Raw genomic sequence first — 24,140 nt, forward strand, 5'->3', positions numbered from 1 at the left:
TCAGCTCTCGTCGTGGCCCATGCGCTCGCGCGCCCGGCGGGCGAGGCTCTGGTCGTCGCCTTCGAGATCGGGCTCGATGGTCGCGATGAGGTCGTGGACGGGGGAGCTTGCGCCTTCACGTGTGGCGGTCAGCACGATCATCTTGCTGGCGAGGTCGGCCATCTCCTCGCGCAGCGCGGCGTCGTTCGCATCGGTCCTGGCCGCCAGCAGGCGTTCCGTGAGCGCGGTGCTCTGGTTACGGGCATCCTCCTCCAGCGCGACGATGTCGATCGGCGGGACGGGCTGGAGCACCTTTTCGGCGCGGCGGTTGGAAATGCGGCTTGCCGCGATGTTGCGGGAGAGGCCGGTGGCGTGGCTGGCCTTCGCCGCTTCCTTGCTTTCTGCCGTCAAAGTCTTCACCTTCTCGCGCAGGCGGCCGATCTCCGCGATGCGCCGCTCGATCGCATTGTCCTTGTCGGCGCTGCCGGCCAGTTCCCGCGTCAGCTTCGTCTCGAGCTGGCGGGTCCGGCCTTCCTCGCGCGAAAGGCGGATTTCGAGCGCCTTCGCCTTCTCGATGGATGCCTTGATATCCTCGCGCAGCTTGTCCCGCTCGTCCTTCAGGTTGCCGATGCGGCTCTGGAGGTTCTCCATCACCGTGTCGCGCGCGGCAAGGTCGATCTTCATGTTGTCGAGATCGGCGCGCAGGCGGCCGATCGTGCCTTCGAGCTTTTCGATATCCGCCGCGCGCGCGCGAATCTCGCGATCGGCCCCGACGAGGGCGTTTCTCAATTGCTCGCTCTTCATTTCCTCGCGCCGGAGCGCCGAGCGCCGGTCGCCGGCCTCGATGTTCATGTCGGCGATCTGGGCGTGAAGTTCGGCATTTTCCGTGCTGATCGCGCCGGCCTCGGCGATCAGCTTCTCGGTGCGGACCATTTCCAGCGTGTGCTTCGCGCGCGCGCGGCGGACATCCTGGGCGAGGCGGGCGTTTTCGGCGGCGAAGGCGGCGCGCGCCATGTCCTTCTGCGCGCGCACTTCCTGCGGGCTGAGCGGCATGGTGGCGAGCATGCGCTGTTCGGTGAACCTGACGATACGCTTCTGGATCGCCGGGGCGACGAGAAGGCCGGCCAGCGTGGCGGCGAGAAAGCCGAGTGCGAAGAGGAGGGCGTACTCGATCACGGATCCACTCGTTCCAAACATGGCCCAAAACGGGTCTCGAACGAGCGCACTATAGCGGCTCGTTCGAGCTTGCACAGGGGGCGTTCCCGCGAAATCGGCCTGCTTTTGCCTGACGGACGAGGCGTCGGCTTCATTCGTGTCAGAAAGGATTCCAGGTGGGCTGGCGCGTCAGCTTCAGATAGCCGGCGTTGATGCCGAGCCGGGCGCCGACGCCGGTGCGGATCGGCACGAGCACGATGTCGCGGTTGACGTTGACCTGCATACCGAGGCCGGCAATGATATAGGCCGAGCCAGAGACGCCACCGAAGCGATCGTACAGCGAATCGACATTCGGCAGGTTGTAGACGAGCATCATGGTGCGGCTGCCCTGGCCGCCCCAGTCGAGGCCGAGCGAGGGACCCTGCCAGAAGACGGAGTGCTGGCCGGCATTCTTGGTGTTGAGCGTGCCTTCGCCATAGGTCAGGCCGGCAACGAAGGCGCCGGAACCTTCCTGGCCGAGAATGTAGCCGTTCGGCAGGCCGTAGGATTCGAAGGCGCGTTCCACCAGCTTGGCAAGGCCGCCCGAGGTCTCGCCGAAGAAGCTGTGACCGGTGTCGACGATCTCCTGCATGGTATACTGGTTGCTCTGCTGCGCAGCCGCCGGCAAGGCGAAGAAGAGGGTCATGCACGCCGCTGCGGCGAGCCCCAATACCTTCGTCACCAGATGTGAAATAGCCATGTCCGTCCGCCTTCCTTCATGTCCCGGCCCCGTTCCATCAGCAATTTGACCCGATGATCTTAACAATCGGTTTACCAAATGTGGTGTCATTATGGCTGTCTTGAAATCGAGCACGCCTCGCGCAATTCCGGCGTGCTATGCGTCGCGCGGAATGTCCCCGCGTGTGCCCGCAATGGGCGGCCCGCGATGAACGAATGCGTGGATCTGGGAGAAATTTATGGCGAAAAATCCGAACCTTACGCTGACCGGTCCCGATCTGGCAGCGCTTCTGTGCAGCCGCGTCTGCCATGACGTCATCTCGCCCGTCGGAGCGATCAACAATGGCCTGGAACTGCTCGACGAGGGCGGTGCCGACGCCGAGGCGATGGATCTCATCCGCGCCAGCGCCCTCAACGCCTCCGTGCGCCTGAAATTCGCGCGCCTTGCCTTCGGCGCGTCCGGCTCAGTCGGCGCCTCGATCGATACGGGCGAGGCGGAAAAGGCGGCGCGCGACTTCGCGGCGGCCGAGAAGAAGACGGAGATCACCTGGACGGGCCCCCGCGCCATCGTCGCGAAGAACCGGGTCAAGCTGCTGCTCAACCTGTTCCTCATCGCCTATGGCGCGATCCCGCGCGGCGGCTCGATCGACGTGACGCTGGAAAACCCGGAATTCGACGCGGTGTTCAAACTCGCCGTGAAGGGCCGCATGCTGCGCGTGCCGCCGAAGTTCATGGAAATCCTTTCCGGCACGCCGGAAGAGGCGGTCGACGCGCATTCCATCCAGCCCTACTACACGGTGCTGCTCGCCGACGAGGCGGGAATGGAACTCGACGTGACGGTGCATCCCGAAGAGATCGTCTTCTCCGCCCGCATGGTTGCGGCATCGGAATGATCGGTGGGCGGCCATGGTTCGTTAACCATGGCCGCTAACGCTTTGTTTGCCAGGTGCCGGTAGAGTTGCATCCTGTATCGTTCCCGCTCTGCGAGCGGGAGACCTAGGAGCAGCTAATGCAGCGGTTGATGATCGCCGACGGTTCCGATGTCGTCCGTAAGGTCGGCAAGCGTATTCTTTCCGGTTTCGATTTCCTCGTGCTGGAAGCCTCGAGCTCGCTTGAGGCGCTGGTGCGCTGCGAAGCCGAACTGCCCAACATCCTGATCGTCGATTCCACCATGGACGGCGCGCTCGAGCTGATCAGCAACGTGCGCAACCTGCCGCAGGGCAAGTCCGTGCGCATCTATTATTGCGTGGTCGAGGCCGACCTCAAGAAGATGATGATGGGCAAGCGCGCCGGCGCCGACGACTTCCTGCTGAAGCCGTTCGACCGGAAGATCCTGACCCAGGTCTTCGGCAATCTTTCGATCGCCGCCTGAAGAGATTTCCATAGCTGAACGAAAACGCGGCCGCTCCCAGGGAGCCGGCCGCGTTTGCTTATCGAGCCTTATTTTCCCACCCACTTGCCGTCATCCTCGGCCTTGAGCCGAGGATCCATCGTTTTCCAACGGCTTATGGATCTTGTCTGCGGTCTGGCGGCTGCCTCCGGAGGAGCCAGCCGCTTCTGCGTCTGGCCGGCCCTCGCAAACCCGACATTCGCGCAAAAGAAAACCCGCCGGCGAGCGGCGGGTCTGATGCGGGAGCGGGGAGGGGCGCTGTCAGGCGCTTTCGAGATAGTCGCCGCCTTCGGGCTCGCGCAGCACGTAGCCGCGGCCCCAGACCGTCTCGATGTAGTTCGCGCCGCCGGCGGCGTTGGCCAGCTTCTTGCGCAGCTTGCAGATGAAGACGTCGATGATCTTCAGTTCCGGCTCGTCCATGCCGCCATAAAGGTGGTTGAGGAACATTTCCTTGGTGAGCGTGGTGCCCTTGCGCAGCGAGAGCAGCTCGAGCATCTGGTATTCCTTGCCCGTCAGGTGCACGCGCTGGCCGCCGACTTCGACGGTCTTGGCGTCGAGGTTGACGATGAGCTCGCCCGTCGAGATGACCGACTGGGCATGGCCCTTGGAGCGGCGCACGATGGCGTGGATACGGGCGACGAGCTCGTCCTTGTGGAAGGGCTTCGTCATGTAGTCGTCGGCGCCGAAGCCGAGGCCGCGCACCTTGTCCTCGATGCCGGCCATGCCGGAGAGGATGAGGATCGGCGTCTTGACCTTGGACAGGCGCAGCGTGCGCAGGACCTCGTAACCCGACATGTCGGGGAGGTTCAGGTCGAGCAGGATGATGTCGTAATCGTACAACTTGCCCAGATCGACACCTTCCTCGCCGAGGTCGGTGGTATACACATTAAAACTTTCGGACTTCAGCATCAGTTCGATGCTCTGCGCTGTCGCGCTATCGTCCTCAATGAGTAGAACCCGCATATCTGTCCCCTTTTCCGCCGCTCAAGGTACCTGGCCCCCTACGCGATACGGATCCAGTCGTTGCCTGATTTGGAGGCTGCCACGAAATGGTTAACAAATCCTGATTCACTTTGGCAAGAGCGTATCGGTCTGTTAATTATTTTAGGCAGGCTCCTGATTTCATACATGAATCGGAAATGTGTCTCTTAAACACAATTTTTAAGAAAACACGTTAACCGACTCTTTCGACTCATCAATGTGGCCACCTCGTTTTTCGCGAACCGCATTTACTGAGCCTTAAATCATCATCGCTATGATTAACGATGCCCGTAAACGAAAGGTTACCAGCGGTAGGATTTCATTAATCTCGCTGAATTTTTTTACGGTTCGGCAGGGTTTGCCGGTTACGGGTTGTCGTGACGGTCGGCGGTGCGCGGTGGAATGCCGCGCTTTCCAAAGGCCGGGTTGGAATGCCGAGTGGAGGTCCGCCAGTGTTTTCGGCGGCGTCCGCTCCAATGCCGGGGTCTCGCTATCCACGGGAGTATTGCGTATGAAGTCGCGTGAGAGCCTAGTTCGCCTGAAGGAATTTCAGGTGAAAGACAAGAGACGGCAGCTGGCACAGCTTCAGTTGATGATGTCCGAATTCGAGCGGATGTCGAAGGAACTGGAAAGCCAGATCGCCATCGAAGAGAAGAAATCCGGGATCACCGATCCGGGCCACTTCGCTTATCCCACCTTTGCAAAGGCGGCGCGGCAACGCTCCGACAATCTTCAGGTCTCCATCCGGGAACTGAAGGTGCAGCAGGACGCGGCCGAACTGGCGCTGGAAGAGGCGGAGGCGGAATTCGCCAAGGCTTCGGCGCTGGAAGAGCGCGACAACGCGGTCCGGATGCGCGCCTGATCAAGGTGCCATCCTGAAGAACCCTCGCGAGCGGCCGCAAGACCGCTCACGAGGGCTCTTCGCGTTTTTTTGGACGCGCCCGACGTGTTTGCGCCCGCCTTGACGCTTCAGAGATTGACGACGTCGTGCCATTCCTTGTGGCGCATGGCCTGCGCCCGGAAGAACGGGCAGAGCGGCATGATCTTCCAGCCGCCCTTGCGGGCCTCTTCCACGGCATGAGCCGCCAGCGCCTGGCCGAGGCCCTTGCCGCGCAAGGCGTCCGGCACGCCGGTATGGTCGATGATGATGAGCTGCGGGGAGGCGCGGGAATAGGTCATTTCCCCCTCATGCCCCTCGATGACCGCATAGTAGCGGCCCTTCGTGCCGCTGTCTTCGTGCAGGATGTCCATGACGCTCTCCTCGCTGTCGTTGCGCTGGAGGCATCCTTTCCTGTCCCGCGTGATCCCGCAAGCAGTGCGGCTGTGAACAGTGCGTGCTCTATCGAGGCATGATGCTCCGCCCCGGAAGGCGGGCTTTCCGCAAAAGCATTGCGGCCGCATGAAGCGGCCGCAGGGTCTTGATCCGGAATGAAATGGTCTAGTGGCGGTACTGCTGGATGCGCGTGGTGCGCAGGCCGGCAAGGCCATGATCGTTGATGGAGGACTGCCAGGAGAGGAATTCTTCGACCGTCAAAGTATAGCGTTCGCAGGCTTCTTCGAGGCTGAGAAGGCCACCGCGCACGGCGGCGACGACTTCGGCCTTCCGGCGAATCACCCAGCGCCGCGTATTGGCCGGCGGCAGATCGGCGATCGTCAGGGGGCTGCCATCGGGGCCGATGACGTATTTAACGCGGGGTCGTATCAGATCGGTCATTGGACTCTCTACATAAACTCAAGACCATATGTGAGGGACTCTAGCCTGCCACATTTAAGAATTGCCTAAGCGCATGCTAACAATTTTCTAATCTTTTGAGCGGCTTCGCCGGTACGGCAGCGAGGCGGAAAAGCCTGCCTTCCCTTACGTCCAGCGGTTTTCGCTGCCCTTTACCTGCATGGGAGCCATGCAAATATTCCGTTTCCATTTTACTTAAATACTGCTATCAGGCCGCAAAATTCGGGGCGGCGTCGGGTCGATGCCATCGGAAGCCCCCAGGATGCATCCAAATGAATTGCCACTCCAAGCTGTTCCTTCGCGGGATACGGCTTTTGCGGCGTTTTTTCTTTTTCGCCTGTCGCGCGGGATGCGCCTGAAATTTTCCGGACCGGGAATGCACTGGAAACCCGGCGTTCACGCGCCGGTTGTTGGAAACGGAAAATGAGAGACCCAGACAACATGCTCGCGCAGCAGGGCCGGTCGCCAGAGTTCCTCTCTTCGGCCACTATCGAGGCGGTGCAGACCGAATACGAGGTGCTGCACCTCATGCGCCAGTGCGCCGGCCATTTCGGCTTCAGCCATTTCATGGTCGCGCGCTTCCCGGCAAACGATCAGCAGCGGTTCGCCGAGCGCCTGCTCGTCAGCAACTGGCCGGCCGAGCTCGTGCGCAAATACGATGCGATGAGCCTCTTCCATGTCAGCCGGCTGGCGGTCGATACCGGCATGACCAAGCTGCCGGTGCAGGGCGACAGCGCGCTGATGGCGCCGGCCGACTGGGAAAACGCGCAGGCCGGCGAGGCGATCGCGCTCGCCGAGAGCCATGGCCTTTCCGCCTCGACGGCCTTCCTCCTGCATTCGACGACGGCCGATCCCTACCTGATGGTGTTTTCCGGAACGCGCGCGCCGCTCGCCCGGCCGGAGCTGGCGGAGCTGCATTTCGCCGCCCTCCAGCTTTTCGAATGCCTGGAAAAGACCTTCGTCGCCGTGACGGCCGGGCGCGAAAAGCTCTCCAGCCGCGAGGTCGAGTGCCTGCGCTGGGCGGCCGCCGGCAAGAGCAGCGACGAGATCGCCATCATCCTCGGCATCTCGGTCTATACGGTGAGCAGTTACTTCAAGAGCGCGACCCGCAAGCTGCAGGCCGTCAACCGCATGCAGGCCATCGCCATCGCCCTGCGGCTCCGGCTCATCTGATCTTGGTTCGCGAGCCGGGGAGGAGGAGCTTTCCGGCCTTCTCTTGCCCTCGATGCGGCAAGTTTCTATATGTCGCCCGAAAGGCGTTCCGCGGATCGCGGGATGCCGCAACGGCCGGTTTCGGCCCCAATTCAAAGGTGCAGGACGGCAGCCTCGGCGCGGCCGGCACCGGAACGGACCTCGCGTGAACAGTCTCGATTTCGATCGCAAGCCGGAAGATACGCGCGTCGTCGTCGCCATGTCGGGCGGCGTCGACAGTTCGGTGGTGGCCGGCATCCTGAAACGTGAAGGCTACGACGTTCTCGGCATCACCCTGCAGCTCTACGATCACGGGGCGGCGGTGCACCGGGCGGGCTCGTGCTGCGCCGGCCAGGACATCGACGATGCGCGCCGCGTCTGCGAAACGCTCGGCATCCCGCATTACGTGCTCGATTATGAAAAGCGCTTCCGCGAGACGGTGATCAATCCCTTCGCCGAAAGCTATGTCGCGGGCGAAACGCCGATCCCGTGCGTCGCCTGCAACCAGACCGTCAAGTTCGCCGACCTCCTCGCCACCGCCAGGGAACTGGGCGCGGACGCGCTGGCGACCGGCCATTACATCCGCTCGCGCCCCAATCCGGCGCCGGACGCGCCTGATCGCCGCGCGCTCTATCGCCCCGTCGATGCCGAGCGCGACCAGAGCTATTTCCTCTTCGCCACAACGCAGGAGCAGATCGATTACCTGCGCTTCCCGCTCGGCCATCTTTCCAAGGCCGAAACGCGGGCGCTGGCCGAGGAGATGGGCCTCGTCGTCGCCAAGAAGGCGGACAGCCAGGACATCTGCTTCGTGCCGCAGGGCAAGTATTCCGACATCGTCAATAAGCTGAAGCCGAATGCGGCGCTTGCCGGCGACATCGTGCATATCGACGGGCGCGTGCTCGGCCGCCACGAGGGCATCCTGCATTACACGATCGGCCAGCGCCGGGGCATCGGCATCGCCACGGGCGAGCCGCTCTATGTCGTCTATCTCGACGCCCGCTCGCGCCGTGTCATCGTCGGCCCCAAGGAGGCGCTGGAAACGCGCCGCCTCTACCTGCGCGACATCAACTGGCTGGGCGATGGCGACCTCGAAGCCGTCGCGGCCGCCGGCTTCGACTGCTACGCCAAGGTGCGCTCCACGCGCCCGCCGCGCCCGGCCCGCCTCCAGGCGAACGAGGGCGGCATCTATGTCGAGCTTGCCGAAGGCGAGCCGGGCGTCGCGCCCGGCCAGGCCTGCGCGCTCTATTCCGGCGAGGGCGAGGATGCCCGCATCTACGGCGGCGGCTTCATCCTGCGTTCCGAGCGCGAGGCGGATGCCGAGGACGCCCTGAAGCGCATTCTTTCCACCCCGGTCGCGGCCTGAAAAGCCGCGACCGGCAAAGCCCTTGCGGACAAAGCGAATTTTCTCAAAACCTCGCTTGACACCCGCGGGAAGCCCGCCTTATAAGCCGCGCACCGGACGGAAACGGACATCGCTCTCGATCGTCCCTTCGGGCGGCGGAGTAGCTCAGTAGGTTAGAGCAGAGGAATCATAATCCTTGTGTCGGGGGTTCGAATCCCTCCTCCGCTACCATTTTTTTCCAAAAATCGAATGCGCAGATTTCTACCGCTTCGCGTTGCGCGCGATGTGCTGTTCGAATGCCTTGCCGAAACTGGCGAGGAAATCGCGCGTTCCGTCGTTGGTGAGGTGCCCCGCGTCGTCGAACAGGCTGCCGGTGCCGCCGATATAGGCTTCCGGCTGTTCCAGAACGGGCATGTTCAGGAAGCAGAGCGACTGGCGCAGGTGATGGTTGGCGCCGAAGCCGCCGATGGCGCCGATCGAGGTCGAGATGATCGCTGCCGGCTTGCCCATCAGGGCGCCCTGTCCATAGGGCCGCGAGGCGACGTCGATCGCATTCTTCAAAACGCCGGGTACCGAGCGGTTGTATTCGGCGGTGACGAAGAGGATGGCGTCGGCGGCCGCGACGCGCTCGCGCAGCGCGGTCCAGTCGGCCGGCGGCGTGGCTTCGAGATCCTGGTTGAAGTAGGAAACCGAGCCGATGTCGAGAAATTCGAATTTCAGGCCGGGGGTGAGGGAAACGAGCGCCTTGGCGACTTTGCGGCTGAACGACTCCTTGCGGAGGCTGCCGACGAGAACTGCAACGGTGGTCATGGGAAACTCCAGGCTACGTGGCGCGCCGATCCTCGCTCCTCAGGCGGGAAAACTCAATATCGAAAACGAAGCTTTTATTGGCTGAGGTCGTAGGCCGGGGAATCAGGCCCGGCGCGGCGCCGCCGTCTCGCGCCGGAAGGCGGCGGGGCTTCTTGCCGTCCATTTCCGGAAGGCGCGGTGGAAGGCGCTGGGTTCGGAAAAGCCGAGGCGGGTCGCGATCTCGCCGACCCCGAGCGTCGTCGCCTGGAGCATCTCGATGGCGAGGTCCCGGCGGATCTCGTCCCTGATGGCGGCGTAGTTCTGGCCTTCCGCGGCGAGGCGGTGCCTGAGGGTCGAGGGTGACATGCGCATCTGCGCGGCGAGGTCGTCGAAGGCATTCCAGGCGGTCGGCGGCATCTCGCGCAGGCGCTTGCGGACGCCGGCGGCAAGGCCCGCATCGTAGCGGTAGCGCACGAGGATATTGGCTGGGGCGTTGCGCAGGAACTGTTTCAGCGCCTGCTCGCTGCGCGCGACGGGCAGTTTCAGCATGGCGGCGTCGAAGGCGAGGCGGCTCACCGGCTGGGAAAAGCGCACGGGCGCGCCGAAGAAGAGCCGGTAATCCGCACCGTGCTCCGGCTCGGCGCAGCGGAAATCGACCATCCGTAGCGGAATGCGACGCCCGATGAGCCAGCAGGTGATGCCGTGCAGCAGGATCCAGTAGGTGCGGTAGGCGAAGGCGGAGCGCGGGCCCTGCCGGTCGGCAAGGACGATCTGGGCCAGCCCGTCGGCGGTTTCGAGACGGCCTTCCGGGTCCTCCAGCACGACATTGAGGAAGCGCAGCGCACGCCGCAAGGCCTGGTCGAGGGTCCGGGCATGCAGGATGCAATGGCAGAGCAGGGTGAAGCTGCCGCGTCGCATCGGCCTTGCGCCCATGCCGAAGAACTCGTCGTCCATCTCCGCGGCGATGGCGAGCCAGAGGGCGCCGTAGCTTTCTGCGGAGATCGGCGCCCCGATGCGGGCCGGCAGGCCGGCGGCGGCCAGTACCTTCTCCGGCGTCTTGCCCTGCCGTTTCAGGCAGTCGATGGCCTCTTCAACGAAGAAGGGCGATATCATCCGCCGTCCGGTATCCGTCATCGTCATGTCCCGCGGGATGTGGTAAAACTGGCCGATCGTTCGAGACGCTTCGGTCATCGCATGCAATATCGTGCCGGCATAAAATAGGAAAGACGGAGGGCAGATCGCCCTGCCGGCGGATACGGCACCGGGAGGGCCGCATTCGGCCGGATTGCACGGAAATCGAATGCGCTGAGGGAGAGCAGCCATGTTGATCCGCGGAAAGACCTTTCTCGTCACCGGCGGCGGTTCGGGCCTCGGCGCGGCGGTGGCGCGCATGCTGGTGGGCGAGGGCGCGCATGTCGTGATCGCCGACGTCAATGTCGATGCCGGCCGTGGCATCGTCGGCGAACTTGGGACCGGCGCAGCCTTCATCCAGACCGACGTGACGCAGGAGACGGACGGCCAGGCCGCCGTCGATCTTGCGCTGGAGCGCTTCGGCCATCTGCACGGGCTGGTCAATTGCGCGGGCGTCGCGCCCGGCGAAAAGGTGCTCGGCCGCGACGGGCCGCACCGGCTCGACAGCTTTGCCCGCACCATCGGCATCAACCTCATCGGCACCTTCAACATGACTCGGCTCGCGGCGGCCGCCATCGCGAAGGAAGAGCCGGAGGCGGACGGCGAGCGGGGGATTGTTATCAACACGGCCTCGGTCGCGGCCTTCGACGGCCAGATCGGGCAGGCGGCCTATGCGGCCTCCAAGGGCGGGGTTGCCGCCATGACGCTGCCGGTCGCCCGCGAGCTGGCCCGCCACGGCATCCGCGTCGTCTCCATCGCGCCGGGGATTTTCCAGACGCCGATGATGGCCGGCATGCCGCAGGAAGTGCAGGATTCGCTCGGGCGGAGCGTGCCTTTTCCGCCGCGTCTCGGCAAGCCAGTGGAATTTGCGGCCCTGGTGCGCCACATCTGTGAGAACGTCATGCTGAATGGCGAGGTCATCCGCCTCGACGGCGCGCTACGCATGGCGCCGCGCTGAGGGAGTTTCGATATGATGCAGGATCCCATCGTCATCGTCGGTTCGGCCCGCACGCCGATGGGCGGTTTCCAGGGCGACCTCGGGCATGCCACCGCGCCGGAACTCGGCGCCGCCGCGATCCGCGCGGCGCTGGAGCGGAGCGGCGTCGCGGCGGATGCCGTGGAGGAGACGGTGTTCGGCTGCGTGCTGCCGGCCGGGCAGGGGCAGGCCCCCGCGCGGCAGGCCGCCATCGGCGCGGGCCTGCCCTTCGCGGCCGGGGCGACGACGGTCAACAAGATGTGTGGCTCGGGCATGAAGGCCGTGATGCTGGCGCATGATCTCATCGCCGCCGGCAGCGCCTCGGTTGCCGTCGCCGGCGGCATGGAGAGCATGACCAATGCGCCTTACCTTCTCGACCGCGCCCGTGGCGGCTACCGGCTCGGCCATGGCCGTGTCATCGACCACATGTTCCTCGACGGCCTCGAAGACGCCTATGACAAGGGGCGCCTGATGGGCACCTTCGCCGAGGACTGCGCCGAGGCCTACCAGTTCACCCGTCCGGCGCAGGACGACTATGCCGTCACCTCCCTGACCCGCGCCCGCAGCGCCATCGAGACGGGCGCTTTCGACGCCGAGATCGTCCCCGTCACCGTGAAGGCCGGCCGCTCCGAGACCGTCGTCAGCCGCGACGAGCAGCCCGGCAAGGCCAGGCTGGAGAAGATCCCGACACTGAAGCCGGCCTTTCGCGAGAACGGCACGGTGACGGCGGCCAATGCCTCCTCGATCTCCGACGGCGCGGCCGCGCTGGTGCTGATGCGGCGCTCCCGGGCCGAGCGCGAGGGCTTGACGCCGCTCGCCACCATCGTCGGCCATGTGACGCATGCGCAGGCGCCCAATCTCTTCGCGACCGCGCCCATCGGCGCACTGCGCAGGCTCGGCGAGCGCACCGGCTGGGACCTCAAGGATGTCGACCTCTTCGAAATCAACGAGGCCTTCGCCGTCGTCGCCATGGCGGCGATGCGCGATCTCGACCTGCCGCATGACAAGGTCAATGTCCACGGCGGCGCCTGCGCGCTCGGCCATCCCATCGGCGCATCGGGCGCGCGCGTGCTCGTCACCCTGCTGGCGGCGCTGGAACGCTACGATCTGCGGCGCGGCATGGCGACGCTCTGCATCGGTGGCGGCGAGGCGACGGCGGTGGCCATCGAGCGGCACTGAGCGGTTTGGGGAGGAGACCGGACCATGATCCTGACGGAACAGCAGACCCAGATCCGCGACATGGCCCGCGATTTCGCCCGCGAGCGGCTGGCGCCGGGTGCGGCGGAGCGTGACGCGGAGAGCCGCTTTCCCCGCGCGGAACTGAAGGAGATGGGCGAGCTCGGCTTCCTCGGCATGCTCGTGCCGGAGGCCTATGGCGGCTCGGAGACGGGCACGGTCGCCTATGCCGTGGCGCTGGAGGAGATCGCTGCCGGCGACGGGCCGTGCTCGACCATCATGAGCGTGCACAGCTCCGTCGGCTGCGTGCCGATCCTGAAATACGGCAGCGATGAGCAGAAGCAGCGCTTCCTGCCGAAGCTTGCGGGCGGCGAATGGATCGGCGGTTTCGCGCTCACCGAGCCGCAGGCCGGTTCCGATGCCTCCAACCTCAAGACCCGCGCCCGCCGCGACGGCGACCATTACGTCATCGACGGGGCCAAGCAGTTCATCACCTCGGGCAAGAACGGCGATGTCATCATCGTCTTCGCCGTCACCGATCCCGATGCCGGCAAGAAGGGCATTTCCGCCTTCATCGTGCCGACCGATACGCCGGGCTACGAGGTCGTGCGGGTGGAGCAGAAGCTCGGCCTTCATTCCTCCGATACATGCCAGATCGCCTTCAACGCCATGCGCGTTCCCGCCGGAAACCGCCTCGGCGGGGAGGGGGAGGGCTACCGGATCGCCCTTTCGAACCTCGAGGGCGGGCGCATCGGCATTGCCGCGCAGTCCGTCGGCATGGCGCGGGCGGCCTTCGAGGCGGCGCGCGACTATGCCCGCGAGCGTACGGCCTTCGGTTCGCCGATCATCGAGCACCAGGCCGTCGCCTTCCGGCTCGCCGACATGGCGACGCAGATCGAGGTGGCGCGCCAGATGGTGCTGCATGCCGCCGGGCTGAAGGAGGCGGGCCAGCCCTGCCTTACCGAAGCGTCGATGGCCAAGCTCTTCGCCTCGGAAATGGCCGAACGGGTCTGCTCCGACGCGATCCAGATCCATGGCGGCTACGGTTACGTGGCGGATTATCCGGTCGAGCGCATCTATCGCGACGTCCGTATCTGCCAGATCTACGAGGGTACGAGCGACGTGCAGCGCATCGTCATCGCGCGCAATCTTTGAGGCCGGGACCGTACCCGTCGCAGGGAGGCGGCGGGGCGGTCCACAAGGGAGGAATGACAGGACATGAACGAGGTTCCGCATCTGAGCCTTCACGTTCCCGAGCCGGCGGTCCGGCCCGGCGGCCAGCCGGATTTCTCCAACGTCAAGATCGCCAAGGCCGGCGCGGTGCCGCGCCCGGCGGTGGACGTCGCGCCGGAGGAAATCCGCGATCTCGCCTATTCCATCATCCGCGTGCTCAACCGCGACGGCGAGGCGGTCGGTCCCTGGGCGGGGCTGCTCTCCGACGAGGAGCTGCTGGCGGGTCTGCGCAACATGATGAAGCTGCGCGCCTTCGACGCGCGCATGCTGATGGCGCAGCGGCAGGGCAAGACCTCCTTCTACATGCAGCATCTCGGCGAGGAGGCGGTGAGCTGTGCCTTCCGCAAGGCACTCGCCAAGGGCGACATGAACTTCCCGACCTACCGGCAGGCAGGCCTCCTCATCGCCGACGACTATCCGATGGTCGAGATGATGAACCAGATCTACTCGAACGAGGCGGACCCGCTGCGCGGCCGGCAATTGCCGATCATGTATTCGTCGAAGGCGCACGGTTTCTTCACGATCTCCGGCAACCTTGCCACGCAATATGTGCAGGCCGTCGGCTGGGCCATGGCGTCCGCCATCCGCAACGACACGAAGATCGCCGCCGCCTGGATCGGCGACGGCTCGACAGCCGAATCCGATTTCCACTCCGCCCTCGTCTTCGCCTCGACCTACAAGGCGCCGGTGATCCTCAACATCGTCAACAACCAGTGGGCCATCTCGACCTTCCAGGGCATCGCCCGCGGCGGCTCGGGTACGTTTGCCGCCCGCGGCCTCGGCTTCGGCATCCCGGCGCTTCGCGTCGACGGCAACGACTACCTCGCCGTCCATGCCGTCGCGAAATGGGCGGCCGAGCGGGCGCGGCGCAATCTCGGCCCGACGCTGATCGAATATGTCACCTACCGGGTCGGCGCCCATTCCACCTCGGACGATCCGAGCGCCTATCGCCCGAAGACCGAATCCGAGGCCTGGCCGCTCGGCGATCCGGTGCTGCGGCTGAAGAAGCACCTCGTCCTGCGCGGCGTCTGGTCGGAGGAGCGCCACGCGCAGGCGGAGGCCGAGATCCTCGACGAGGTGATCCAGGCGCAGAAGCAGGCCGAAAGCCACGGCACGCTGCATGCGGGCGGCAAGCCCTCGGTGCGCGACATCTTCGAGGGCGTCTATGCGGAAATGCCCGCCCATATCCGCCGCCAGCGGCAGAAGGCAGGATACTGACATGGCAAGAATGACGATGATCGAGGCGGTGCGCAGCGCCATGGAAGTCTCGATGGGACGTGATGACGGGGTCGTGGTCTTCGGCGAGGACGTCGGTTATTTCGGCGGCGTCTTCCGGGCGACGCAGGGGCTGCAGGCCAAATACGGCAAGACGCGCTGCTTCGACGCGCCGATCAACGAATCCGGTATCCTCGGGACGGCCATCGGCATGGCGGCCTATGGGCTGAAGCCCTGTGTCGAGATCCAGTTCGCCGACTACATGTATCCGGCCTACGACCAGATCACCCAGGAGGCGGCGCGCATCCGCTACCGCTCCAACGGCGATTTCACCTGCCCCATCGTCGTGCGCATGCCGACCGGCGGCGGCATCTTCGGCGGCCAGACGCACAGCCAGAGCCCCGAGGCGCTGTTCACCCATGTCTGCGGGCTGAAGGTGATCGTCCCCTCCAATCCCTATGACGCCAAGGGCCTGCTGATCGCGGCCATCGAGGACCCGGACCCGGTGATGTTCCTCGAACCGAAGCGCCTCTACAACGGCCCCTTCGACGGTCATCACGAAAAGCCGGTCACGCCCTGGTCGAAGCACGAGCTCGGCGAGGTGCCGGAGGGGCATTACACGATCCCCATCGGCAAGGCGGAAATCCGCCGACCGGGCAGCGCCGTCACCGTCGTCGCCTATGGCACGATGGTGCATGTGGCGCTCGCCGCCGCCGAGGAGACGGGGATCGACGCCGAGGTGATCGACCTGCGTAGCCTGCTGCCGCTCGATCTCGACACCATCGTCCAATCGGTGAAGAAGACCGGCCGCTGCGTCGTCGTGCACGAGGCGACGCTGACCTCCGGCTTCGGCGGCGAGGTCGTTTCGCTGGTGCAGGAGCACTGCTTCTACAGCCTCGAAGCGCCGGTGGTGCGCGTGACGGGCTGGGACACGCCCTATCCGCATGCGCAGGAATGGGACTATTTCCCGGGGCCTGCCCGCGTCGGCCGGGCGTTGCAGGAAGTGATGGAGGGCTGAGGATGGGCGAGTTCGTCATCAAGATGCCCGATGTGGGCGAGGGCGTGGCCGAGGCCGAGCTTGTGGAATGGCACGTCAAGCCGGGCGATCCGGTGCGCGAGGACATGGTGCTCGCCGCCGTCATGACCGACAAGGCGACGGTGGAGATTCCCTCTCCGGTCGATGGCACGGTGCTCTGGCTCGGCGCCGAGATCGGCGACATCGTCGCCGTCAAGGCGCCGCTGCTGCGCATCGAGGTTGCCGGCGAAGGCGAGGCGCCCACCGAAGAGGCGGTCCTGCCACCCGCGACCGAACCCGTTGCGAAGGCCGAGCCGATTACCGAGACGAAGTCGGTTGAAAAGGTAAGGGACCCGGCACCGGAAAAACCGGCCGAGCGTCCCGTCCATCGGGAGCCGGCGGAGCGGCCGCTTGCCTCGCCGGCCGTGCGGCTGCGGGCGCAGGAGGCCGGTGTCGATCTGCGGCAGGTGTCGGGCAGCGGCCCGGCCGGCCGCATCACCCATGACGATCTCGACCGGTTCATCGCGCGTGGGGGTGAGCCCGCCGCCGCGCCGGCCGGGCTTGCCCGCAAGACCGCGACGGAGGAGATCAAGGTCACGGGCCTGCGCCGCCGCATCGCCGAGAAGATGCGTCTTGCAAGCTCCCGCATTCCCCACATCACCTATGTGGAGGAGGTCGACGTCACCGACCTGGAGGACCTGCGCGCCACGATGAATGCCGGCCGCAAGCCCGACCAGCAGAAGCTCACCATTCTGCCCTTCCTGATGCGGGCGCTGGTGAAGACGCTTGCCGAGCAGCCCGGCATAAACGCCACCTTCGACGACGATGCCGGCATCGTAACGCGTTATGGCGCCGTGCATATCGGCATCGCCACGCAGACGCCCGCCGGCTTGACGGTGCCGGTCGTGCGCCATGCCGAGGCGCGGTCGATCTGGGACAGCGCGGCCGAACTCGTTCGTCTCGCCGATGCCGCCCGCAACGGCACGGCGGCGCGCGAGGAGCTTTCCGGCTCGACCATCACCATCACCTCGCTCGGCGCGCTCGGCGGCATCGTCACGACGCCGATCATCAACCATCCGGAAGTGGCGATCGTCGGGGTCAACAAGATCATGATGCGGCCTGTCTGGGACGGAACCCAGTTCATCCCGCGCAAGATCATGAACCTCTCGTCGAGCTTCGACCACCGCATCGTCGACGGCTGGGACGCCGCGGTCTTCGTCCAGCGGCTCAAGGCGCTTCTCGAAACCCCCGCGCTGATCTTCATCGAAGGCTGATGACATGAAAGAGATCGTCTGCAAGCTCCTCGTCATCGGCGCCGGCCCCGGCGGCTATATCTGCGCCATCCGCGCCGGCCAGCTCGGCGTCGATACCGTCATCGTCGAGAAGACGAAGGCCGGCGGTACCTGCCTCAATGTCGGCTGCATCCCTTCCAAGGCGCTGATCCATGCGGCGGAGGAATTCGACAAGCTCCGCCATACGGCGGGCCTCAACGCGCTCGGCATCACCGTCGAGACGCCGCGGCTCGACCTTGCCCAGACCGTCCGCTGGAAGGACGGCATCGTCGGGCGGCTGAACAGCGGCGTGCTCGGCCTCCTGCGCAAGGCCAAGGTGAAGATCGTGCACGGCGCGGCGCGCTTTCGTGATGGCAAGACCGTCGAGGTCGAGACCGAGACGGGAACCCAGCTTATCCGTGCCGAGACGGTGGTGATCGCGACCGGCTCCGAACCGATCGAACTGCCGGCGCTGCCCTTCGGCGGGGCGGTCCTCTCGTCCACCGGGGCGCTGTCGCTGCCGGAGGTTCCGAAATCGCTTGCCGTCGTCGGCGGCGGCTATATCGGGCTGGAGCTCGGCACCGCCTTTGCCAAGCTGGGCGCGCGGGTGACGGTGGTCGAGGCGATGGCGCAGATCCTGCCGCAATACGATGGCGAACTCGTCAAGCCCGTCGCCAAGCGTCTCGGCGAACTCGGCGTGCGCGTGCTGACCGGCGCGAAGGCGAAGGGCTATTCGGGTGAGGCGCTGGCGGTTGAGATCGCCGGCAAGGAGGAGCGGATCGCCGCGGACAAGGTGCTCGTCACCGTCGGCCGCAGGCCGCGCACGGAAGGCTGGGGCCTCGAAGAACTCGACCTCGACCGCGCCGGCCGCTTCATCCGCATCGACGAGCATTGCCGCACCTCGATGCGCGGCGTCTACGCCATCGGTGACGTCACCGGCGAGCCGATGCTGGCGCATCGCGCCATGGCGCAGGGCGAGATGGTCGCGGAGATCGTCGCCGGGCGCAAGCGCGTCTGGGACAAGCGCGCCATCCCCGCCGTCTGCTTCACCGATCCGGAGATCGTCACCGCCGGCCTTTCGCCCGACGAGGCGCGCGCGCAGGGCTACGAGGTCCGCGTCGGCCTCTTCCCCTTCAACGCCAACGGCCGCGCCATGACGACCCAGTCGGAGGACGGCTTCGTGCGCGCCGTGGCGCGTGCGGACACCAACCTCGTGCTCGGCCTTCAGGCGGTGGGCGCCGGTGTCTCGGAGCTTTCCAGCGCCTTTTCGCTGGCGCTCGAAATGGGGGCGCGGCTGGAGGACATCGCCGGCACGATCCACGCCCATCCGACCCGCAGCGAAGGCTTGCAGGAAGCCGCATTGAAAGCCCTTGGCCATGCCCTCCACATCTGAGACCCTGATCGACCGCACCGGCGCGCTCGGGCGCATCCGGCTCAACCGGCCGAAGGCGCTCAATAGCCTGACGCTCGCGATGGTGCGTGAGATCGAGGCAGCGCTGGACGCTTTCGAGGCCGATCCCGCGGTCGCCGCCGTGCTTCTTACCGGCGAGGGCGAGCGCGGGCTCTGCGCGGGCGGCGATATCCGCATGATCTACGACGGCGGCAGGGCCGGCTCGCCGGAGCCCGTCGATTTCTGGCGCGAGGAATATCGCATGAATGCGCGCCTCGCCCGGCTGGCAAAGCCCTATATCGCCTTCATGGACGGCATCGTCATGGGTGGCGGGGTCGGCGTTTCGGTCTATGGCAGCCATCGCATCGTCACGGAGCGGACGCGGTTCGCGATGCCGGAGACCGGCATCGGCTTCTTCCCCGATGTCGGCGCCTCGTGGTTCCTGACGCGGAGGAACGACGAGCTCGGCACCTATGCCGCGCTCACCGGCGAACAGCTTGCGGCGGGCGACGTGATCGCCTTCGGCCTTGCCGACAGCCATGTGCCTTCGGAGCGCCTGCCGGCACTGGCCGAAAAGCTGTCCGGCTTGCCGGCCACGGCTTCCCATGCCGATGTCTCGGCCGCCATTGCCGCCTTCGCGGAAACACCGACGCCGGGAGAGATCGCCGGGCAGCGGGTGCTGATCGACCGGCTCTTCGCCTTCGACACGGTGGAGGCGATTTTCGCGGCGCTGGAGCGGGACGGATCGGACTTCGCCGCAAGGGCGCTCGGCATCCTGCGGACGAAATCGCCGCTTAGCCTGAAGGTGACGCTGCGCCTGCTGCGCCTCGGGCGCCGGGAACCCTCGCTGGAAGCCTGCCTGGAGCGGGAATTCTCAGCGACGGCGGCGGTGCTGCGCAGCCACGATTTCTACGAGGGCGTCAGGGCCGCGGTGGTCGACAAGGACCGCAATCCGCGCTGGCGCCCGGCGCAACTGGCCGACGTCACCGAAGAGGACGTCGCCGCCTTCTTCGAGCCGGCGGCAGAGCCGCTCTTTGCCGGGGAAACGGGAAAAGGAGAACGCCCATGAGCTCCATCGCATTCATCGGCCTTGGCCATATGGGCGGCCCGATGGCCGCAAATCTCGTGAAGGCCGGCCATGCCGTGCGCGGCTTCGACCTTTCCGCCGCCTCGCTCGACCTGGCGCGGGAAAACGGCGTGGCGACCGTCGCCTCCATCGGCGAGGCGATTTCGGGCGCGGACCTCGTCATCACCATGCTGCCGGCCGGAGCGCATGTGCTTTCGGTGTGGCAGGACCTCGTCGCCATCGTGCCGTCAGGCACGCTGCTGATCGATTGCTCCACCATCGACATGGCGAGCGCCCGCAAGGCCCATGCGCTGGCCGAGGCGCATGGCTGTCCGGCGCTCGATGCGCCTGTCTCGGGCGGCACCGGGGGCGCTTCGGCCGGCACGCTCACTTTCATGGTGGGGGGCGATGCCGGGGTCTTTGCCGGGGCAAAGCCGGTCTTCGAGGCGATGGGCAGGAAGATCATCCATTGCGGCGGCGCCTCCGCCGGCCAGGCGGCGAAGATCTGCAACAACATGATCCTCGGCATCAGCATGATCGCCGTGGGCGAGGCCTTCGTGCTCGGCGAACGGCTCGGCCTTTCGCATCAGGCGCTGTTCGACGTCGCCTCGGTCTCGTCGGGGCAATGCTGGTCGCTGACCACCTATTGCCCGGTGCCGGGGCCCGTCCCGACCTCGCCCGCCAACCACGATTACGAGCCGGGCTTCGCCGCGGCGCTGATGCTGAAGGACCTGAAGCTGTCGCAGGCGGCGGCGGAGGATACCGGTACCGTGACCCCGCTCGGCGCCGGGGCGGCGGCGCTCTACCAGCGATTCGCCGACGAAGGGGCGGGCGCGAAGGATTTTTCCGCCATCATCGCCATGCTGCGGGAGGGGCCTGCCGCCGGCTAGCGGCGCGACATGATGAACTTGTTAATTATGTTTCGCTCCTCCGGTCATGACGGGGAAGGAGGATCGGGGCGGCCGGGGGCGTTTTCCGGTCGAAGGTCCTCTGTCATCGGCTGCGCTGCAAGCACTGCGGAACCGGCGATCCGCCTGTTTCGAAGTGCTTAAACAGGCACGCGAACGAGATGCTGCACGTGTTAAGTAGTGCAGATTTGTCAAGTTTAAATTTTTCTCTTCAAGTAATTGACGCCGCTCACGGAGCGCTATGTATATGGGCTTGTAAATAACGAAAGCCAGTTTTTTCGTTTTTACATGCTAATGTATCCATGTCTCACAGGTGAGAAAAATGCGTGTTTTTACCGCCTTGTTCCCCATGTCTCTCGCCCTCGCTGTCGCATCCGGCGCCTTCGCGCAGGATGCCGAACTGGGCCAGAAGGTCTTCAACAAATGCAAGGCGTGCCACGTCGCCGATCAGGAAACCAACAGGGTCGGTCCGTCCCTGAAAGGGGTGATCGGGCGCACGGCAGGCACCTATGCCGGCTACAGCTATTCCCCGGCCATGAAGGAGGCGGGGGAAGGCGGTCTCGTGTGGAACGACGAGAGCCTGACCAATTACCTGCGCAAGCCGAAGGATGTCGTCCCGAAGACCAAGATGGCCTTCGCGGGGCTCAAGACCGACGAGGACATCGCCAATGTCATCGCCTATCTGAAGCAGTTTTCCCAGAACCAGTGATGCATCGGCAGTCCAACGAAATCGAATGAGGTGGGAAATGATGACTGAACAACCCTATATCGGCATGAGCCGGCGCCGGCTGCTGCAGATGATCGGCCTGACGGCCGGCACCGCGGCCATGTACCAGGCGATGACGACGCTCGGCCTTGCCGCCGAGTCCGGCTACAAGGGGCCGGTGAAACTCGACGGCGATCCCAAGGGCGCCTCGGTCCTGATCCTCGGCGCCGGCCTTGCCGGCATGCTGGCCGCGATGGAAATGCGCCAGGCCGGCTACAAGGTGAAGGTTCTCGAATACAACAATCGCGCGGGCGGCCGGAACTGGACGATCCGCGGCGGCGACACCGTGACGGAACTCGGCGGCTTTACGCAGAAATGCGAGTTCGACGAAGGCCTCTACATCAATCCGGGTCCCTGGCGAATTCCCTATCATCACAATGGCTTGCTCGCCTATTGCCGCCGGCTCGGCGTGCAGCTCGAGCCGTTCCAGCAGATCAATCACAATGCGCTCCTGCATTCCACCAAGGGATTTGGTGGCAAGCCGCAGCGCGTGCGCGACGTGAAGATCGACTTCCAGGGCCATGTCTCCGAACTGCTCGCCAAGGTCACGCAGAAGGGCAAGCTCGAAGAGGGCGTCGGCAAGGAAGACCAGGAGATCCTGCTCGAGGCGCTCCGGTCCTGGGGTGCGCTCGACAAGGACTACAAATATGCCAAGGGCGCGGTCTCGGGCGAGTTCCGCGGCTACGAGAAGGACCCGGGCGGCGGCCTCGGCGCCGAGCCGGTCCCCGGCGAGCCGCTGGCCTTCAAGGAACTGCTTTCCTCCGGCCTCTGGGGCGCACTTGCCAACTTCGCGCTCTACGAATTCCAGACCACCATGTTCCAGCCGGTCGGCGGCATGGGCCGGATCGGCGACGCCTTCGCCAAGGAGGTCAAGGACCTCATCACCTTCAACGCGAAGGTGGTGAAGATCGAGCAGGGCGACAAAGGCGTGACCGTCACCTATGAGGACACGAGCAAGCCCGGCGAGACCCATACGGAAAGCGCCGACTGGTGCGTCTGCACGATCCCGCTCACCATCCTCAGCCAGATCGACATCCAGGTCTCGGACAAGATGAAGGCGGCCATCGGCGCGGTGCCCTATGCATCGTCGGTCAAGGTCGGCCTGCAGATGAAGCGCCGCTTCTGGGAAGAAGACGATCTCATCTTCGGCGGCGTTACTTATACGGATCTGCCGATCACCAATATTTCTTATCCCAGCACCGACTTCAACAAGGGCGGGAAGGGCGTGTTGCTCGGCTGCTATACCTGGAACGGTCCGGCGTCCTACGAGTTCTCGGCGCTGGAGCCGCAGGAACGCGTCAAGAAAGCTGTCGAGCAGGGCATGATCATCCATCCCCAATACAAGGACGAGTTCGAGAACGGCGTGTCCTGGGCGTGGCACCGTTCTCCGTTCACCCTCGGCTGCGCCGGCGACTGGACGGACGAAGCCCGCAAGGAGCACTACGACAATCTCTGTGAGATCGATGGCCGCATCGTTCTTGCCGGGGAGCACGCGTCGTACATTCCGGCGTGGCAGGAAGGCGCGATCCTCTCCTCGATCAACGCCATCGAGCGCCTGCACAAGCGGGTGATGCAGGGTTGAGCGTCCGGTTAGTTGAATCCCAAGAATTCAGTGAGGCATTCTGCCATGTCGAAAGATAGAAAATACGCCTGGGGGCTTGCGACGCTCTTCTCCGTGTCGCTGGCCGCCCTTTCCACGGGAACCGCGCTGGCGGATTCGGCCGGTGCGACGCTCAGTCAGGGCGACACCTTCTCCGAAAAGACCGGCGAGGAGATCTACTCCAATGTCTGCCAGGCCTGTCACATGCCTGAGGGCGCGGGGGCTGTCGGGGCGGGGAAATATCCGCCGCTCGCCAAGAACGAGAACCTCGAATCGGCGGGCTACCCGATCTATGTCATCCTGCACGGCCAGAAGGGCATGCCGCCCGTCGGGCAGATGATGACGGACGAGCAGGTCGCCGCCGTGGTGAACTATGTCCGGACCCATTTCGGCAACGACTACAAGGATGCAGCGACGGCCGAGGACGTGAAGGACGCGCGCTGAGACAATGGCGGCGGCCGCAGGGCCGCCGCCTTCGACATCACGGTCCCGGTGGGTTTTTCGCCGGGACCAATCAGGATTTGAGCGCCTGCCGGGCGGTTTCGTTCGCGGCGCTTTGCATGACGGAGCTTTGACAATGAAATTCATGACGGGTGCGATCGTTCTTTCGACATTGATGGCAACGGCCGGCGGTGCCTTCGCGGCGGAGGTGACGCGGCACAAGATCCCGAATTCGGATTTCCCCATTGCGCAGGCGGTCGAGATTCCGGCCGGCATGACGACCGTCTATGTCAGCGGCGCGCTGGCTTCGGTCGCCGACGAGAAGGCGCCGAAGGGCTCGATCGAAGCCTATGGCGATACCAAGACGCAGACCGTCTCGGCGCTTCAGTCGATCGAGAAGACGCTTGCCGGCATGGATTTGAAGATGAGCGACGTGGTGAAGATGCAGGTCTTCCTCGTCGGCGATCCTTCCAAGGAGAGCAAGATGGACTTCAAGGGCTTCATGGAAGGGTATACCCAGTTCTTCGGCACCAAGGAGCAGCCCAACCTGCCGGCGCGCTCGGTGTTCCAGGTGGCCGGCCTTGCCGGTCCCGGCTTTCTCGTCGAGATCGAGGTGATCGCCGCGCGCCCCTGAGCGGTTCGACCCCTTACCGGTCCGGAATATGTCATGCCTCCG

25 protein-coding genes and 1 tRNA gene are annotated in these 24,140 nt (G+C 65.1%); 19 read left to right on the forward strand and 7 right to left on the reverse strand.

Annotation, left to right across the window (positions count from 1 at the left end):
• Entirely contained in the window at nt 1-1,155 is a 1,155-nt protein-coding gene (locus DSD28_RS12650) for a hypothetical protein (RefSeq protein ID WP_119256744.1), read from the reverse strand.
• A 139-nt stretch (nt 1,156-1,294) separates the two neighbouring features.
• A complete protein-coding gene (locus tag DSD28_RS12655) occupies nt 1,295-1,873 on the reverse strand; it encodes a DUF1134 domain-containing protein (protein ID WP_119256745.1) in 579 nt (192 codons plus the stop codon).
• A gap of 217 nt (nt 1,874-2,090) precedes the next feature.
• On the opposite strand from DSD28_RS12655, the gene chpT reads away from it, so the two are divergent.
• Together chpT and DSD28_RS12665 are read left to right on the forward strand one after the other, a co-directional pair.
• Nucleotides 2,091-2,744 (forward strand): histidine phosphotransferase ChpT, encoded by a 654-nt coding sequence (gene chpT, locus DSD28_RS12660; protein WP_119256746.1) that lies wholly within the window; start codon nt 2,091-2,093, stop codon nt 2,742-2,744.
• Between the two features lie 116 nt (nt 2,745-2,860).
• Nucleotides 2,861-3,223, forward strand: coding sequence for a response regulator (locus DSD28_RS12665; RefSeq protein ID WP_119256747.1), 363 nt, complete (start codon nt 2,861-2,863; stop codon nt 3,221-3,223).
• 279 nt (nt 3,224-3,502) lie between these two features.
• On the opposite strand, the gene ctrA is transcribed toward DSD28_RS12665, so the two are convergent.
• On the reverse strand, nt 3,503-4,204 hold the full coding sequence (ctrA, locus tag DSD28_RS12670) for a response regulator transcription factor CtrA (RefSeq protein WP_119256748.1): 702 nt from the start codon (nt 4,202-4,204) through the stop codon (nt 3,503-3,505).
• Nucleotides 4,205-4,733: 529 nt separating this feature from the next.
• Here ctrA and DSD28_RS12675 point away from each other — a divergent pair.
• Nucleotides 4,734-5,084: a flagellar export protein FliJ gene (locus DSD28_RS12675; protein ID WP_119256749.1), complete on the forward strand. Its 351-nt coding sequence runs from the start codon at nt 4,734-4,736 to the stop codon at nt 5,082-5,084.
• A gap of 107 nt (nt 5,085-5,191) precedes the next feature.
• On the opposite strand, the gene DSD28_RS12680 is transcribed toward DSD28_RS12675, so the two are convergent.
• The gene (locus tag DSD28_RS12680; RefSeq protein WP_119256750.1) at nt 5,192-5,473 is read right to left on the reverse strand and encodes a GNAT family N-acetyltransferase; all 282 of its coding nucleotides are present in this window, start codon (nt 5,471-5,473) and stop codon (nt 5,192-5,194) included.
• Nucleotides 5,474-5,660: 187 nt separating this feature from the next.
• On the reverse strand, nt 5,661-5,936 hold the full coding sequence (locus DSD28_RS12685) for a DUF1153 domain-containing protein (RefSeq protein ID WP_023515011.1): 276 nt from the start codon (nt 5,934-5,936) through the stop codon (nt 5,661-5,663).
• Nucleotides 5,937-6,377: 441 nt separating this feature from the next.
• Here DSD28_RS12685 and DSD28_RS12690 point away from each other — a divergent pair, with 441 nt between their 5' ends.
• The 3 genes from DSD28_RS12690 (at nt 6,378) to DSD28_RS12700 (ending at nt 8,718) form a co-directional block, all read left to right on the forward strand.
• The gene (locus DSD28_RS12690) at nt 6,378-7,127 is read left to right on the forward strand and encodes a helix-turn-helix transcriptional regulator (RefSeq protein WP_119256751.1); all 750 of its coding nucleotides are present in this window, start codon (nt 6,378-6,380) and stop codon (nt 7,125-7,127) included.
• Nucleotides 7,128-7,311: 184 nt separating this feature from the next.
• Nucleotides 7,312-8,508, forward strand: coding sequence for a tRNA 2-thiouridine(34) synthase MnmA (gene mnmA / locus DSD28_RS12695; RefSeq protein ID WP_119256752.1), 1,197 nt, complete (start codon nt 7,312-7,314; stop codon nt 8,506-8,508).
• Nucleotides 8,509-8,641: 133 nt separating this feature from the next.
• Nucleotides 8,642-8,718: transfer RNA gene (locus tag DSD28_RS12700), tRNA-Met, on the forward strand.
• A gap of 30 nt (nt 8,719-8,748) precedes the next feature.
• Here the strand turns inward: DSD28_RS12700 and DSD28_RS12705 are convergent.
• Nucleotides 8,749-9,297, reverse strand: a complete 549-nt coding sequence (locus DSD28_RS12705; protein ID WP_119256753.1) for an NADPH-dependent FMN reductase — start codon at nt 9,295-9,297, stop codon at nt 8,749-8,751.
• A gap of 102 nt (nt 9,298-9,399) precedes the next feature.
• The gene (locus DSD28_RS12710; protein ID WP_119256801.1) at nt 9,400-10,410 is read right to left on the reverse strand and encodes an AraC family transcriptional regulator; all 1,011 of its coding nucleotides are present in this window, start codon (nt 10,408-10,410) and stop codon (nt 9,400-9,402) included.
• Between the two features lie 187 nt (nt 10,411-10,597).
• On the opposite strand from DSD28_RS12710, the gene DSD28_RS12715 reads away from it, so the two are divergent.
• From DSD28_RS12715 to DSD28_RS12775, 13 genes are all read left to right on the forward strand, one after another.
• Nucleotides 10,598-11,365, forward strand: a complete 768-nt coding sequence (locus tag DSD28_RS12715) for a 3-hydroxyacyl-CoA dehydrogenase (protein WP_119256754.1) — start codon at nt 10,598-10,600, stop codon at nt 11,363-11,365.
• A gap of 15 nt (nt 11,366-11,380) precedes the next feature.
• The gene (locus tag DSD28_RS12720; protein ID WP_205536201.1) at nt 11,381-12,562 is read left to right on the forward strand and encodes an acetyl-CoA C-acyltransferase; all 1,182 of its coding nucleotides are present in this window, start codon (nt 11,381-11,383) and stop codon (nt 12,560-12,562) included.
• 24 nt (nt 12,563-12,586) lie between these two features.
• A complete protein-coding gene (locus DSD28_RS12725) occupies nt 12,587-13,714 on the forward strand; it encodes an acyl-CoA dehydrogenase family protein (protein ID WP_119256756.1) in 1,128 nt (375 codons plus the stop codon).
• A 63-nt stretch (nt 13,715-13,777) separates the two neighbouring features.
• Entirely contained in the window at nt 13,778-15,010 is a 1,233-nt protein-coding gene (locus DSD28_RS12730) for a 3-methyl-2-oxobutanoate dehydrogenase (2-methylpropanoyl-transferring) subunit alpha (RefSeq protein ID WP_119256757.1), read from the forward strand.
• 1 nt (nt 15,011) lies between these two features.
• Nucleotides 15,012-16,025, forward strand: a complete 1,014-nt coding sequence (locus DSD28_RS12735; protein WP_119256758.1) for an alpha-ketoacid dehydrogenase subunit beta — start codon at nt 15,012-15,014, stop codon at nt 16,023-16,025.
• Nucleotides 16,026-16,027: 2 nt separating this feature from the next.
• Nucleotides 16,028-17,296 carry a dihydrolipoamide acetyltransferase family protein gene (locus DSD28_RS12740; protein ID WP_119256759.1) on the forward strand — a complete coding sequence of 423 codons (1,269 nt, stop codon included), beginning with the start codon at nt 16,028-16,030 and terminating at the stop codon, nt 17,294-17,296.
• A 4-nt stretch (nt 17,297-17,300) separates the two neighbouring features.
• Entirely contained in the window at nt 17,301-18,686 is a 1,386-nt protein-coding gene (gene lpdA / locus DSD28_RS12745; RefSeq protein ID WP_119256760.1) for a dihydrolipoyl dehydrogenase, read from the forward strand.
• Nucleotides 18,664-19,752: an enoyl-CoA hydratase/isomerase family protein gene (locus DSD28_RS12750; protein ID WP_432430856.1), complete on the forward strand. Its 1,089-nt coding sequence runs from the start codon at nt 18,664-18,666 to the stop codon at nt 19,750-19,752. Before lpdA ends, DSD28_RS12750 begins: the two co-directional genes overlap by 23 nt.
• Complete coding sequence (mmsB, locus tag DSD28_RS12755; RefSeq protein ID WP_119256762.1) at nt 19,749-20,639, forward strand: 3-hydroxyisobutyrate dehydrogenase; 891 nt, start codon at nt 19,749-19,751, stop codon at nt 20,637-20,639. The genes DSD28_RS12750 and mmsB overlap by 4 nt, the downstream gene beginning before the upstream one ends.
• A 340-nt stretch (nt 20,640-20,979) precedes the next feature.
• Complete coding sequence (locus DSD28_RS12760; RefSeq protein ID WP_119256763.1) at nt 20,980-21,366, forward strand: c-type cytochrome; 387 nt, start codon at nt 20,980-20,982, stop codon at nt 21,364-21,366.
• A gap of 37 nt (nt 21,367-21,403) precedes the next feature.
• Entirely contained in the window at nt 21,404-23,005 is a 1,602-nt protein-coding gene (locus tag DSD28_RS12765) for a flavin monoamine oxidase family protein (protein ID WP_245424820.1), read from the forward strand.
• Between the two features lie 45 nt (nt 23,006-23,050).
• On the forward strand, nt 23,051-23,467 hold the full coding sequence (locus DSD28_RS12770) for a c-type cytochrome (protein ID WP_119256764.1): 417 nt from the start codon (nt 23,051-23,053) through the stop codon (nt 23,465-23,467).
• A gap of 133 nt (nt 23,468-23,600) precedes the next feature.
• Nucleotides 23,601-24,098 (forward strand): RidA family protein, encoded by a 498-nt coding sequence (locus DSD28_RS12775; RefSeq protein ID WP_205536200.1) that lies wholly within the window; start codon nt 23,601-23,603, stop codon nt 24,096-24,098.
• The last annotated feature ends 42 nt before the right edge of the window (nt 24,099-24,140 follow it).

This window comes from Shinella zoogloeoides, from assembly GCF_003574625.1.
Classification (GTDB): domain Bacteria; phylum Pseudomonadota; class Alphaproteobacteria; order Rhizobiales; family Rhizobiaceae; genus Shinella; species Shinella zoogloeoides_A.

Excerpts from the sequence above, each read along its gene's own strand:
- DSD28_RS12655 (WP_119256745.1), bottom strand. The coding sequence starts at position 1,873 with ATGGCTATTTCACATCTGGTGACGAAGGTATTGGGGCTCGCCGCAGCG.
- chpT (WP_119256746.1), top strand. The coding sequence starts at position 2,091 with ATGGCGAAAAATCCGAACCTTACGCTGACCGGTCCCGATCTGGCAGCG.
- DSD28_RS12665 (WP_119256747.1), top strand. The coding sequence starts at position 2,861 with ATGCAGCGGTTGATGATCGCCGACGGTTCCGATGTCGTCCGTAAGGTC.
- ctrA (WP_119256748.1), bottom strand. The coding sequence starts at position 4,204 with ATGCGGGTTCTACTCATTGAGGACGATAGCGCGACAGCGCAGAGCATC.
- DSD28_RS12675 (WP_119256749.1), top strand. The coding sequence starts at position 4,734 with ATGAAGTCGCGTGAGAGCCTAGTTCGCCTGAAGGAATTTCAGGTGAAA.
- DSD28_RS12680 (WP_119256750.1), bottom strand. The coding sequence starts at position 5,473 with ATGGACATCCTGCACGAAGACAGCGGCACGAAGGGCCGCTACTATGCG.
- DSD28_RS12685 (WP_023515011.1), bottom strand. The coding sequence starts at position 5,936 with ATGACCGATCTGATACGACCCCGCGTTAAATACGTCATCGGCCCCGAT.
- DSD28_RS12690 (WP_119256751.1), top strand. The coding sequence starts at position 6,378 with ATGAGAGACCCAGACAACATGCTCGCGCAGCAGGGCCGGTCGCCAGAG.
- DSD28_RS12705 (WP_119256753.1), bottom strand. The coding sequence starts at position 9,297 with ATGACCACCGTTGCAGTTCTCGTCGGCAGCCTCCGCAAGGAGTCGTTC.
- DSD28_RS12710 (WP_119256801.1), bottom strand. The coding sequence starts at position 10,410 with ATGACGGATACCGGACGGCGGATGATATCGCCCTTCTTCGTTGAAGAG.
- DSD28_RS12715 (WP_119256754.1), top strand. The coding sequence starts at position 10,598 with ATGTTGATCCGCGGAAAGACCTTTCTCGTCACCGGCGGCGGTTCGGGC.
- DSD28_RS12720 (WP_205536201.1), top strand. The coding sequence starts at position 11,381 with ATGCAGGATCCCATCGTCATCGTCGGTTCGGCCCGCACGCCGATGGGC.
- DSD28_RS12725 (WP_119256756.1), top strand. The coding sequence starts at position 12,587 with ATGATCCTGACGGAACAGCAGACCCAGATCCGCGACATGGCCCGCGAT.
- DSD28_RS12730 (WP_119256757.1), top strand. The coding sequence starts at position 13,778 with ATGAACGAGGTTCCGCATCTGAGCCTTCACGTTCCCGAGCCGGCGGTC.
- DSD28_RS12735 (WP_119256758.1), top strand. The coding sequence starts at position 15,012 with ATGGCAAGAATGACGATGATCGAGGCGGTGCGCAGCGCCATGGAAGTC.
- DSD28_RS12740 (WP_119256759.1), top strand. The coding sequence starts at position 16,028 with ATGGGCGAGTTCGTCATCAAGATGCCCGATGTGGGCGAGGGCGTGGCC.
- lpdA (WP_119256760.1), top strand. The coding sequence starts at position 17,301 with ATGAAAGAGATCGTCTGCAAGCTCCTCGTCATCGGCGCCGGCCCCGGC.
- mmsB (WP_119256762.1), top strand. The coding sequence starts at position 19,749 with ATGAGCTCCATCGCATTCATCGGCCTTGGCCATATGGGCGGCCCGATG.
- DSD28_RS12760 (WP_119256763.1), top strand. The coding sequence starts at position 20,980 with ATGCGTGTTTTTACCGCCTTGTTCCCCATGTCTCTCGCCCTCGCTGTC.
- DSD28_RS12765 (WP_245424820.1), top strand. The coding sequence starts at position 21,404 with ATGATGACTGAACAACCCTATATCGGCATGAGCCGGCGCCGGCTGCTG.
- DSD28_RS12770 (WP_119256764.1), top strand. The coding sequence starts at position 23,051 with ATGTCGAAAGATAGAAAATACGCCTGGGGGCTTGCGACGCTCTTCTCC.
- DSD28_RS12775 (WP_205536200.1), top strand. The coding sequence starts at position 23,601 with ATGAAATTCATGACGGGTGCGATCGTTCTTTCGACATTGATGGCAACG.